The 12,829-nt window shown below is 42.5% G+C and carries 10 protein-coding genes; 4 read left to right on the forward strand and 6 right to left on the reverse strand.

What is annotated here, in order from left to right:
• Positions 1-147: 147 nt before the first annotated feature.
• Positions 148-786 carry a CatA-like O-acetyltransferase gene (locus tag ACFFJH_RS19275; RefSeq protein WP_390214692.1) on the forward strand — a complete coding sequence of 213 codons (639 nt, stop codon included), beginning with the start codon at positions 148-150 and terminating at the stop codon, positions 784-786.
• Positions 787-929: 143 nt separating this feature from the next.
• Here ACFFJH_RS19275 and ACFFJH_RS19280 read toward each other — a convergent pair whose 3' ends face one another.
• The 5 genes from ACFFJH_RS19280 to ACFFJH_RS19300 all read right to left on the reverse strand — a co-directional run bounded on the left by ACFFJH_RS19280 (position 930) and on the right by ACFFJH_RS19300 (position 7,479).
• Positions 930-1,535 carry a hypothetical protein gene (locus tag ACFFJH_RS19280; protein ID WP_390214693.1) on the reverse strand — a complete coding sequence of 202 codons (606 nt, stop codon included), beginning with the start codon at positions 1,533-1,535 and terminating at the stop codon, positions 930-932.
• A gap of 205 nt (positions 1,536-1,740) precedes the next feature.
• The gene (locus ACFFJH_RS19285) at positions 1,741-2,799 is read right to left on the reverse strand and encodes a phytanoyl-CoA dioxygenase family protein (RefSeq protein ID WP_390214694.1); all 1,059 of its coding nucleotides are present in this window, start codon (positions 2,797-2,799) and stop codon (positions 1,741-1,743) included.
• Positions 2,800-3,151: 352 nt separating this feature from the next.
• Complete coding sequence (locus ACFFJH_RS19290) at positions 3,152-3,871, reverse strand: CPBP family glutamic-type intramembrane protease (protein ID WP_390214695.1); 720 nt, start codon at positions 3,869-3,871, stop codon at positions 3,152-3,154.
• Positions 3,872-4,217: 346 nt separating this feature from the next.
• Entirely contained in the window at positions 4,218-6,185 is a 1,968-nt protein-coding gene (locus ACFFJH_RS19295; RefSeq protein ID WP_390214696.1) for a DUF4214 domain-containing protein, read from the reverse strand.
• A 322-nt stretch (positions 6,186-6,507) separates the two neighbouring features.
• Positions 6,508-7,479 carry a hypothetical protein gene (locus tag ACFFJH_RS19300; protein ID WP_390214697.1) on the reverse strand — a complete coding sequence of 324 codons (972 nt, stop codon included), beginning with the start codon at positions 7,477-7,479 and terminating at the stop codon, positions 6,508-6,510.
• A gap of 455 nt (positions 7,480-7,934) precedes the next feature.
• Here ACFFJH_RS19300 and ACFFJH_RS19305 point away from each other — a divergent pair, with 455 nt between their 5' ends.
• Both ACFFJH_RS19305 and ACFFJH_RS19310 read left to right on the forward strand, forming a co-directional pair.
• Positions 7,935-9,476, forward strand: coding sequence for a hypothetical protein (locus ACFFJH_RS19305; RefSeq protein WP_390214698.1), 1,542 nt, complete (start codon positions 7,935-7,937; stop codon positions 9,474-9,476).
• A gap of 159 nt (positions 9,477-9,635) precedes the next feature.
• Positions 9,636-10,655: an OmpA family protein gene (locus tag ACFFJH_RS19310; RefSeq protein WP_390214699.1), complete on the forward strand. Its 1,020-nt coding sequence runs from the start codon at positions 9,636-9,638 to the stop codon at positions 10,653-10,655.
• Between the two features lie 337 nt (positions 10,656-10,992).
• On the opposite strand, the gene ACFFJH_RS19315 is transcribed toward ACFFJH_RS19310, so the two are convergent.
• Complete coding sequence (locus tag ACFFJH_RS19315; protein ID WP_390214701.1) at positions 10,993-11,694, reverse strand: hypothetical protein; 702 nt, start codon at positions 11,692-11,694, stop codon at positions 10,993-10,995.
• A gap of 440 nt (positions 11,695-12,134) precedes the next feature.
• Between ACFFJH_RS19315 and ACFFJH_RS19320 the strand changes: the two genes are divergently transcribed.
• Positions 12,135-12,647 carry a hypothetical protein gene (locus ACFFJH_RS19320; RefSeq protein WP_390214702.1) on the forward strand — a complete coding sequence of 171 codons (513 nt, stop codon included), beginning with the start codon at positions 12,135-12,137 and terminating at the stop codon, positions 12,645-12,647.
• The last annotated feature ends 182 nt before the right edge of the window (positions 12,648-12,829 follow it).

A 12,829-nucleotide genomic window follows, 5' to 3' on the forward strand; every position in this document is an offset into this window, starting at 1 on the left:
AGTGTGTGTCATCCCTCAGAACTTTTCGGTATCATAATGCGCTTGCTCGCTCCGGCAGATTCGTATGATGGAATCGTACAACTATATTTAATGTCGTGCTCTTAAGATAAAAAGAGTTCTGATGACTACTACTAGCATAAAACTTACATGAAAAAAATTGATATCAGCACTTGGAATAGACGCGAACATTTTGTCTTTTTTAGAAAGGTCGATCTGCCTTTTTACAATGTCAACACGCAAGTTGATATCACTGGACTTCCCGAATTGGCGAAGTCAAAATCGATTTCTCTCAATAGCACTTTGATTTTTTTGACGATACACGCGATGAATCAGATTGATAATTTTCGGTATCGGATTCGTGACGATGAAGTGGTTTTACACGACGCAGTGCATCCATCTTTTACGCATCTCAAAAAAGGCGAAGAGCTGTTTAGAATCATCACGATGGATATGGACAGTGATGTGATTCGGTTTGATCGCAAGCTAAAACAAGCGGTCGAAGAATCCAGTGGTTATTTTGATTTTAGTAAGGCGGCGGGGCGCGATGATTTAGTGTTCATGTCGTCTTTGCCTTGGATTTCGTTCACTGGTTTAGACCACACTCTGAGCCTCGATAGAGACGACGCAATCCCACGGGTTTCATGGGGGCGATATGTGAATAATGGTGGGCAAACGATGCTGCCTTTTAATATTCGTGTTAATCATGTTTTTGTTGATGGCTTGCACGTAGGTCGTTTTTTTGAAGAATTCGCTAAACAACTCAAGTGCCTTAGTGAGTCGAGCTAAGTTGATTTTTGAATTGACCTAATTAGCGCTAACTTCTCGATGAGCAAAGGCTCATCGAAGATCTCGTCCGTGAGTTTGATCACACTTAATGATACTAATGGTGATGATTAAAAGACGAGATCTTCTATAAACGCATAAGGCGTTTACTTCGTGTTGATTTTCTTAATGATCTTAAATGCACGATACTCGCTGATTTTTGGATCAAAAATATTTTGGTTCTCAAATGAAAACTGCAAAGTCTTGCCTTGTAATGAAAGATATTGGTTCGCCATATCGATATTGGTCTCGATAGGACTGGTCCAAAGTAACTTACTCGAATTGCCGTTTGATTCACGCACTACAAATGAAACAAAAAAGTCTTTTTCTATTTTGATGACTTCACCAACAATAACTTGGAGAGGATTGCTCGTTTTATCCTTCTCTGCTTCGGTATTTGCTAAAGCCATCATGGTAGCTGGGCAAATTGGCGCCATTTTCATGCCTATCAGTTTGCCGATTTTCTCGCCATTTTTATCAATCTCATTGAAATCTAAGTTGAAGTCTTTTTTAAATCTCTTTTTATCTTCGGCATCGGCAGCGTTCAAAATGCAAAAGCCGACTTCCATATTACGTGTTTTTTCATTGTTATTTTTGATGATGGTTTCTGAGCATTCACAAGCTCGCTTTGCAATCTTATCCATATATTCTTGGGCGTTTGATTGAGCGATTACAGAGCATAACAATGCGAGGAGGGCGATATTTTTTAACATAAGAGTAACCTAGAAGAATAGGGCTAAATCCTAGCAGTAAATGGTGGTTTTGACGAATGAAATGTGTAGGCCTCGCCGCGAATTCGAATTTAGGTTCTCACCGAAAATGTGGAAATGCTAAAGGTATGCCTGACCACTGCTTGTGCTGTATTGAACCAGCCTTCGCCCGTAAGTCTATAGAAACACTAAGCTAGAAGTTGGTTGGCTAGCGTAGGCGTCGTCTTTCTGCATGTCCATGAAGTATATAGTGCTGTAAGGCATCTGCCCCAGCCTGTGCTACATCTGGATTGGCTTCTAAATAGGCATTCGCATCAAAGTGATAGGGGCCGTCTGGTTGAGTTGAGCGCGTCGAATCAATAAATTGATCTGGAATATCCCATCCCGCATAGCGATTCGGCATGAAATGCCCATTTTGAATGTTGATCAATTTTCGGAAATAAATTTGCCCGTAAAATGGATCAGAAAATAAAGGTGAATACCAAGCACAATCTTCGAAGAAGTAGTGGGTTACTTGCGACCAACGGCTCGCTTCACGATTGATATGTGGGCTGCCACCATGCAATAAATTGGCCGCCCAAATCAGTGCATCCCCTTTTTTTGCAAGAAAGCGTTTGGGCTTCATACCATGTGCCTCTACTAAGGCTCGCCACATAGGCTCATACATGGTTTGATCAGGTCTGGTAGGCAAAGTCGAAACGCAGCGCCCTAGGTGTTCGTTGGTGTAGATGGGCAGGCGATGGCTGCCTGGATAATAAAATAGCGGGCCATTGTCAACCGTCACATCCTCAAATGCCACCCATACGCCACACATAAAACGCTCAGGCACAGAATTAAAGTGAATTGCATCAGAATGTAGTGCTTGTTGCGTACCAACTGGGAAATTCAGCGTTTGGAAAGGCCATGCTTGTGCGCCATAGAGCTTACTCAATAAGTTAATGACGCTCTGATTGGCAGCGATACGACGTACATTCGCATCGACTTGCCAAGCATTGAGCAGGCGCAGATCCGCCCCACCTCCAGCACGAAATCGCGCCCAACTCTGTTCGTTAAAACTTTTGCTCAGGGACGCTTTGATATCGGCTGCTAGTTGGTCAAATTCTGCCTCTGGAAACTTGAAGGCAGCAACACCATTAGTGTGTAGTTGTTTGGCGATTTGTTGTACGTGAGGTTCCGCGTTAGCAAATAGAGACTCAAAAAATGGTGACTCAATGTTCGGTACACCCGGTAGCAAACGACGGAGATTAGATACAGAATTTTGATTCATATATTAATTGAGTCAAGTCTATTTGAATCGAACGATGCTAATCGCCCGGAATGGTCTTGTTATCAGTATAACTGTGAGGCAGGAAAAGCACAGTAATTTTAAGTTGTAACTCGCTCGGAGAGTCGAGCAATGTAGCACTTCATACATACTTGACCGCGTTTTTGAGGCGCCCGCATTGGGCTATCCGGTGATGCTATGTTTCTGATTTAGATTTAATGTCGAAACCGTTTATGTGCTAAAAAAGTTTTGTTTTACCGATCTAAGAAATTCGTCGCCTAAACTGAAGACTGAAGAATAGTTTTTCAAATCATAGAAATGCGCTAACTGTCCCAATGTTTTACATAAAATTTTATTAAATAAAAATCAAAGACAACATCGTCAGATTGTTCACAAAATGTAGTGTAATCGAGCTGCTCAGGCCGTCTCTTAGTCTTATATAGCCCCATAGCATCCCCATGGACAATTGAGGCATTACAGCAAAAATAACGAGTAATCCACTGGCATCACTGAATCTGAAATTGGTGATGTGGGTGATCGCGAAAGCTCCGGCAAATAACCAAAAGATTTTAGGATAATGCTGGATAAACTGTCGGCCTAAACGAAACTTTCCCCCTCCGTCTACACCAAGCATATAGAGATAGGCTGCTATAGACGTAGTTAAGAAAAACAATCCTGCTGCAATTTGCCATTGACCGAAAAGTAGACTGATCAAGGCCGGGCCCACAAACAGGGTGTAAGGCAACTTTCTTAGTCCAGCTCTAAAAATTATTTCTTCCATCAATGGCGCAAACACAAGCACAAGAAATATTGCGCTGGTACTGGTTACATCTTGAACATTCTCTATGGTTGTCCAATTATGCAAGGCTAGGCCGATCGACATAAGGTAGATGACGTTAAATGTTAAACCTATACCTGCGATGAGGATTATCCGTTTCCAGCGATCATAAAAATTAGACTTACTAGAAAAACGTCGAACCGGTTTCGCAAAGAAATGGCGTAATTCGGTAATTTCTTTTCTGATAAATGTACTGTGTTGCCCCAGCCAGCTTTGTTTTGTCGGTGCTGTCGTCATTGTGGTTGAGTCACTCTGTACATTTTTCTCTACAGTCGAATTAATATCCCGCGGCGGTATCATATTTTGTTTGGTTTCGTTTTAGCTGAGGGAAGTGGTGGCGCAGATTTTGTGATCGTGCCTATGTGGGAAGAGGTTATATGTCACTGTCGAATGTCAAAACTGACTCCAATGCTTTCCGATGTTGAATTGCGCTTTGTTATTGTGGGAGCGTCTTAACGTGTCAATTATGAGGCTATATTAAATGTGAGACCTGACTCCGAGCTTTTCGATTGTTGTGTTCGACTTCCTCACTAACAAGCGCAAACTCGGGAGTGCTATTGGCCATTACTTGTACCAGTAATTTTCAGAATATCGTCTCTTGCTGGCTCCCGATAATCTGAATTAAGTCAGAAGTAGGCAAGTCACTTGATGCGTCATAGCCTGTTAAGGAAGAATAATTTGTAATCACAGTAAAATTATCAACGCTAACTACTTCATGCCCAGCCAGATCAAATAGTTTTACGACAGCCTCCCCTCCGCTGGGTACAATCGATTGTAGGTACCAAGGACTGTAAGCACTTAGAGGTGCCGATGTAACACTAAATGTCACCTGTGTATCTGTGAGTGAAATGTATTGATCCTTAGCCATTAGCTTATTATTTATCCATAGTTCAGCATAACCCGAGGTAACTTGTCCTGGGACTATTGTTGCTTCTGCAGTGAATGCCACATTGGTGCCATTTAAGACCACAGAACCAGGATTACTATTACTTACTATCCCTCCTAGTGGCGTTATTTTTATGTTAGTCGGAGCACTTAGGCTGCCTTGTATTGCTTCTCCAGCGATATATTTGGTTGTCAATGTCAATCCATTCAACGAGAGTGAAGAGGAACCTGCCGCCGTATACAAGGTAACGTAAGCCTTTCCACCATCTCCCAACAGGCTTTTCAATGCGAACGGGCTATCTGTTTTTATTTCAAATGTGAGCTTTGTATCTGTAGCGAGAATTTCTGAGTCAGACACTAAAAAATATCTTGAAGATCCATTGAAGCTTAGTTCAGCGTGACCGCCCGTTGCTTCTCCCGCAACGATATCAGCGGTTACGATGAGACTAGAATTGCTTGCATTGATGGCGTCGGCATCCACTTTTCCACCTACCGCGGTGAATTTGATATTTTTTGGGGTTGTTAATTCGGTGTCTGATCCTTTTAGCAGCGCATTGGGTAAATCCCAAATATCGAACATGATGGAATTACCTGCAAGATCATATTCACGTACAAAGTGACTGCTGAAGTGCATATCCCTATATTGATCTTCATTGAGTTTAAAAGTAACTTTTTTGTCAGTAGCTGAGATCGTATCGACTCTCACCGAATTATCTGTTTCCCAAAGTCCCAAGGTGATATGTCCACCATTCAATTGGCCTTGAGGAATGATCATTTCTAGGTGATATAGGTTGTCGGATTGTTTTCTCACTGTAAAGGAGCTTCCCTTCTCCGGATATACTCTATCAAGTAGAAACTTTGTTTCGGCGCCTATTTCACCGGTATTTCCGAAAATATCGCTGACTTTGATACTTGCGCGTTTATCTCCATCGATCCCCCAGAAAATGGAGGCTGGTACTAGGATGCTTGCTTTCTGCGCCTGTATTTCAGCCATCGATAATGTATGTATAACAGGTGTGCCGAGTGGCTCTCCATTGATCATGAGTTCAAGTTTATAGCCTACTGAGACAGCTAAGTCACTCAGACTTAAGTCAAGTTTAAAACCTCGTAAAGCTTCAATCGCGTTAACTGTATTGTGGCCAGAAGGAAAGCTCAAATTGGAATGGGAGGTCAGTGTGGGAACTGGCGTTCCAGCGAGCACTTTGGACATGATTAATTTGATGGCGTCTATCCCTGATGAGGTCGTATAGCTCGCGGCTTTTGCTTGAGTATCGAGGCTAGCTGTGAAATTTTGAGCAAAGCTAAGCTTGTTGGCAATCGAAATACCATCGTTGCTACTAGGTGAGGCACCATTCAGAATAGCCAATGCGGTTATTCCTAGATTAATCGTGCCGTTATCAATTTGCCCTACCCAATACGCCAATCCTGCGCTATCTGGTGCACGGCCAAATAAGTTCTGATATAAGGCGCTAACTACGTCATAAGTATTCTTTCCTCCGTAGGTATTCCGATATTCGACTTGCTCACTAAATGATTGAGCAAGCCCCTCCATCGAAATCTTATTTGCACTAAGTTGCCCTTCCCAATACGCCAATCCAGCGACATCCGCAGGACGGTTAAAGTAGGCAATATAAATTTTTTGTATTGTGCTGGCATTGGTGCCCATTAGTGCAATTCCTATACTGAGAGTTGATTACGTATTGATCGAGAAGTATTTTAAAGTGCAATATTCGACGAATAATTGCGTAGGAGATTCCTGCTAAACGAAGAAATATAATAAAAATATTAGACATTATATCTTTGTTGGTCGCTAGTGAAGCTTTCTCTTTGATCTCAGTACCGAGCTTAAAAGATCAACTCTAACGATACTAGATTCGAGCAGTCCGCGCATAATGTGACTTAATATAGAGTATTCGAGTAAGGCAAATTTAAGACATAACCGATTTTGACTAACATTAGCTTTGTCGCAGGCCGGTACTTTGAAACTGTCAACAACCTTTCTCGAGATGTTCGAGAAGTTGGTTCCAGTTTTCAATTGCTGCCTCGCTCCAGTTGGGCATATCTTTTTCATAGTAAGTACGTACCTCTTCCAGTCTTGCGCCGCCTGCCAGCGTCGCTAAGATCGCACCACGAATCGCTTGTCCATTCATGAAATTCTTTCTCGCATCTATGGGCAAGTCGAGATTGCCGTTGAGCGTTTCTTCGACGTTTTTTAAGTTGTTGTTTTGCTTGAAAAAGGGAATGCCAAAATCCAAGACTAATGCCCGAACATCGGCCAGAGTGGAATCGACAGCGCGGATGCTCTGTGGGTAAGAACTCGGTTTTACTGATGGAAGGAAGTGCTCCAAATTGGGGCGCAGTGTGCAGGTGTTTTGCTCAGTCATTCCACTCATGAAAAATCCTTTGAATTGATAGTAAATTTTTTCGACTGCTTCAACTCGCATCTCAAGTGAACATGCATATTCACGATATCTCGAATCGTAAGTGAAATAGAACTTTTGCTCGCAGCCGTTAATTTCTTTCCTGTAAGTGCGTGATACACCGTCACGAGGAAGGCGCTCATGAAACCCTGATTGGAGAAGTTTCTTGAAAACGGTATCTTCTAGTTCCGTATGTATGAGGCGAAAAGCTGCGTGTCCTAATAGTTTGCGTTCGATATTCTTATAAGATTCTTGCGCTTCATAGGTGGAAAGGAATTCGATCAACTTTTGCTGGGTGTCGGTATTCGGTTTTTCAATGATGAAAAGTTCTCTATCTTCCCAATTGACTTTGCTGTCGACTGCTGCAGTTAATTGTTCTTCAAAATCTTCGAAGTTACGTGCGTAAATTGTTTCATGTGCGTAGGAAGGCGGCATGAAATTAAACATGATATGAATACTGCCATCGTCTTGCAGTCCGATACTAGGTTCGCCTTCGGAGTCAAAGCCAATTACTTCAATGTCGTTGTCGGTGTTATTCATTTAATGTCGAGAGGTAGGTTGATTAGGATTGAAATACATGGCCTGCTATGCTCACATTTTTGTGCTCGCAAACTGACTCGGAATTCAGCCTACACTGAATAGTTTACATTGGGCCAAATAATGTCTTGTTTAGAAATCTATTATGACGAGACTGGTTTCTGCTGTTGCGCTTCATGTTTCTTGGCTTACCAAGGCAGAACGAGTTGCTTGTGTGCGTTCATATGCTATGGATCGACTAGTGTGCAATAATTTAAGGTATATGGCACCCATAGCGGCTCGCGCTAATAACAGTTAAGTAATTTATTTGTAGGGATATCAGCGCGAGCTGCTGAGCGATACGGCGAGGTGCCTGAAAAATGTTGACATGGACGATGAAGAAGAGAAAATGATCATGAGCATTTCCGGTTTAGACAGTTATTTTACGGTATTAGGTGAATAAGTGAAGGAAGATTAAGATGTATTCATTACGCCCGCTTCCATCTCAGGGGACCACGCAAGTGACACCAACTGCGCTTGCTGTTCCGGCTGAGCAATCACAGGCATCGGCTTTCGATTCTAGTACGCTCAATACTGCCCAATCCACTTTGCAGGCACAGAGAGATTTACAGCGATCTAGCCCGCAAACAGCGCAATTGCAAGCGTATGCGCAGATGCAAAAAAACAGTCAAACGGTCATTCAACGTACGGTACATAGGAATCGTGATCGTGTAAAAACGAAAGAGGACGCGGTTTGGTATTCTAGCCATGAAGTTGGTAAATTTTTTGTTACAGAAGAAGAAGCGAAGAACCACGATCTCAGATTAAAAGAGGAAAAACTACAGATTTGCTTTGAACGCGAGGACGAAAAAAAAGAGCAACTTAAGAATGAAAAAAAGCGCAAATACGAAGAACAAATAGGTAGTAAATATAATGATTATGTGCCCCCCACTACCAGTAAAGCGCGGGTCTATAAGACCTCGAAAAAAAATAACAAGAGAGAGTTCAGTGACTTAAATATTTTTAAACTCGATATTGACAACGCTAAAAGTTATTCCGAGAAAATTTTTAGCGACAGAAAGCGCAGTCAATTTAAAACGCAAGTGATGAGATTAGGCAGCCATCACTACGTTCTACAGCCAGGAACAGATATAGGATTAACACCAACGCGGATACTACCTAGTCTGCAAGAAGGTAATGAAATCCTTCCTATGGAACGCGATGGAAAAGCGCAGACCTATAAGTCGTTTGGAAAAAAAATCGATCAAATCGTTGATCGCTGTATTACCGAGGAAAATGATTCTAAGGAGACGCGTATTCGAATTGGGAAAGACTTAGATCGACTAACTCGAGGTTCTAATGTCGAAGGCAGCATCGAGTACAAAAAAGATGAACTCGAAATCATGAACGAATGTGCGGCCATTCTTCGCCTAGATAAAGGCCGTGTCCCTGACGCCACTAAATACATTCGAGAAACCATTACCTCAGGGAATTTTAGTTTTACCCAATTGTTAGGAGAAGAAAATAAGTATGTTGGTGCCAAAGCACCTGGTGGAGTAGATGCTTTGCGAAAGGTAAATAAAGAACAATACGGAGATAATGCATATTTATCTGAGGGGTCGGATATCGAAGAGCACGTCAACAAGAAGAGAAAAGTTAGCACTTCCCTACCCACGGTTGTGGAGGAGGAAGATATCTTCGAGGAAGAAGGAGACTTTGAGATGGAGGACATGCTTGCAGGGGATCTTGAGGAGAGATCTTTTTCCAATTGGCAGAAGAACGTGATTGCGCTTGTGAGCGATGCCTTAGGTGAAAAAAAACTTGATGACGAGACTTTGCAAAATCTTTTTGCCGCTAATTTAAAAGAAAAAGAGGCGGCCGAGCAACTCATTAGCGTAATGTCTGGCGGTGATGAGTATGAGGAAAACGAGGAAGACGAGGAAGACGAGGAAAATTTCTACCTTAGCGACGATGATAACTTTTACGATGGCTCTGATGAATTCGAGGATCCGCTTGATTAAGTCAGACGTTTTTAAGCAATTCGCTGTGTTCAAACTCGCATTGTCTTTTATGTTTTTACGCACTAAGGCTTTTAATTAAATGCACAATGATAGCATCGTAAATATTTTGTTAAAATAACCACATTGTTCACTCTCTATTTGATTATGAAGAAGAAAATAATGAATGTTGTGCGTACCGCATCGTTAATCGTAGTACTGGCCTCTGTTGCCTCGGTAAGTTCTTTAAGTTTTGCCCAGATTGGCGATATCCCCAAAGGGCAAGATCATCCGTTAATACAGCGCTTTCAGGGTTCTCGTATGACAGGGTATTTACAGACAGAATGGACTGAAGCGGCGATACCTCAAGCTAAGGTCGCTAAGCTAGATGGTGCTAAAACGGCGGAGTGGAAACTGCTAGAAGGCAAAGAAACGCGCCTACATTATCTTTCGCCTGTAGGTAAGACAACGCTAGAAGTTCATCGTAATTATCGCGATGCTTTGCTGAAAGCGGGTATGCAAGTCAGCGTCACCTGCGATCAAAAATGTGAAGACCTGTACCGTGCTTGGCGTGATCAAGCGAAACCCTTTGAGCGTCAGTTCAAATGGGATAACGGACATCACAATGGATTTAGTCATTATGATGCGATCGATAATCAAGAAGGGCGCCTGATTGTCGGCAGTTTTCCGGCCAGCGGTAAAGTGTCGAAGACCCATGTGCTCGTGTATAACTCGCTCGCATTCGGTGGTGGCAAAAAAGTCGATCCTATGGTGTCAACTTTTATCCAAATTATCGAAGAAAAAGCCCAGCCAACGGGACAGGTCAACGTGAATGCTGAGGCTTTAAAACAAAGCTTAGTCAATAGTGGCCATGTATCCTTGTACGGATTGATGTTTGATACAGGTAAGACGGAGTTGAAGGCAGAAAGTCAAACACAATTAACTGAGCTCGCCAATGCGCTCAAAGCGCAGAGTAATTTGAATATCATCGTTGTCGGACACACCGATAATATCGGCAGCATAGATGGCAATCTCAGTTTAAGCCAAGCCAGAGCTCAAAGCATTGTGCAGGCCTTAATTCAAGCTGGCATAGATAAGCGCCGCCTCATCGCCAAAGGCGTGGCTAACTTCGCACCTATTGCGACGAATAAAACCGAAGAAGGACGTGCAATGAATCGACGGGTTGAGATTGTGGTGCAATAAATTTGCGTAGTGATTACGTTCAGCTTTATTTGAATTTCTTAAGGCAATCTGGGAGCATGTTGAAAAGTATGCGTGATGTAAATGGCCAAGCTAGATTCAGCTTGGCCTAAACCTGTGGAAAGCGTGAAATATCGTACTCGGAGTTTAGGTTAATTGGGGTAGAAAATGAACTGTGACAAGCGCAAAACTCATCTAAATATCTTGTCGCTATCAATCGTTGTTTGTGTCTTTCAACGAAAGTTTTTGGTTCTGATAATTGATCAAGAATCTAGTCTAAGAATGGATAGAGAGGGGCTTTGACCCTCTCGTTTGTAACTTGCTGCTTTAAGTCTAAAGCCTAGAGCTTAACTTTATTTTCCTTCGCTGCTTTCTCTTTGTCGGCTCGGTCAGCGTTAACTGCATTATTGAATGCCGCTTGTTCTTCAAAGAATAATTTACTTTGGTAGATATTGACGTGCATTTCCGTAGCAAAGTTGCCTGCGCCTTGTCTGATGTAGGCCGAATAAACATTGGCACAATATGCTCGATGCTCTGCGAAAGGAAGATTCAAATCTGAAATTGCACAATCGATGCTTTTAATGGCGGCGCCATCGGTGCCATAGGCCCATATATGTGAAGTGTCTCTGGTAAAGCTTGGCGCGCCAAATTTTTCAACTAAGCTATCTACTACATTTTTTACTAGCATGGTGTTGTTATCAAAGCGAACTTGGCGCTTAATAAAAATAGCTTTTTTAGATATGTGACCAAAACTTACGTCGACCGCATCCTTGCAAACGTCGTATGGACCGACACCGCCGGGCATAGGTGTGCCGCAGCCACGAATTTTAGCCAAAGAAGCTGGCACGCCTGGCGCAGCTTTCCAACTCGCATAGTCCACAATTTTCATATTAGGGTCGTGTGCTTTTAAAGCCATTCTGACTTGATCAGCAGTCATTCCTAGCTTGACACCAACAATGTCACTAGGCTTTTCGGCTGCCCATACAGGATTGGTAACACTTAACGCAAACGAAACAGCAGCAAGTTGATGAAACAATTTCATATTGACTCCGGTTAAATGAAGAGAGTGAAAATAAATTTTTTGGCATTTTAATTGCTAAATATAAAAAAGTCATTAGTGAACCAGCCAGCAAAAAATGCTCATTGATCTCCTGGGGTAATGCAACTCGCAGTCGGGTAATGCAGATCTAAGATATTTCTGATGTTAGTCAAGTTCTACCATTGATGCTAGCCAACTGCTAGCAGAGCATCTCTGGAAGAGCGTGCTATCAAGTCTTAAATTGACTGTCTTTGATTAAATGTTATATGCCAAAATCTGCCCCGACTTTCTATATGCTTCTACTTTCTTATTTTGACCGGTTGCAGCGTCAGATCTGAGATATAAAGTATGTGCTCAGTTGCCGGATAGCACTAAATCGTGTAGCTTGAACATAATAGTGAAAGTCTGATGATCATGTTTTTTGAAAAGTGAGAGAAGCGTAAATGATTGCGAAGTTGATTTTGGTATTGGCGGGTGCGGCCGCCGTAGCATGGTATGGCTTAGTTGGTGGAAAAAAAGTCGATGAAGACAAAGTGCAAGCCATGTATCGCGACTACATGTCCGCCTTTGACCGTGGTGATGCGAAGGCAGTGTGTGACTTTTTTCATGAAAAATTAACTGGTGAGGCACGTTATCAATCACATGTCACCCCTGCGATTCAAACCTTGAATAAAGCCAAGGCCTGTGCAGCGGTGGATGAATTTCGCGAGACAAAACAGAAGTTAGAAGCTCAAGTTGGGCAGGAGCTCTATACCAACTTGGAAATGACAGTACAGTCTGTCAATGTCGCGGCCGATAAAAAATCGGCAGAGGTTGAAGTCTTATTAGAGATGCGCATTGGAACCGAGCAGAGACCGTTACTCGATGCACGTAGTACCCAACGCGACGTGGTGAAAGCAAACTGGGGCAAACTTCAATTCGTCGAGTCACATGCGGTGGTTAAGTATTACCAATAACCTTGAATTTATAGCACTCAAAATTTGTGTGAATCTTTCCGTCCTCGACACAAAGATGAGCGGATTTAGCCGCGAGTGAAATGAAGACTAAAAATATCGTAGCGTGTCGAGAATGGGACTTGTTAAAGCCCGCTAAGACACGTTCAAACACGCTTTAGTAAGATATGATGGCGTATTTAAAA

It is taken from the genome of Affinundibacterium danionis (assembly GCF_042432465.1).
Taxonomy (GTDB): Bacteria; Pseudomonadota; Gammaproteobacteria; order Burkholderiales; family Burkholderiaceae_D; genus Undibacterium; species Undibacterium danionis.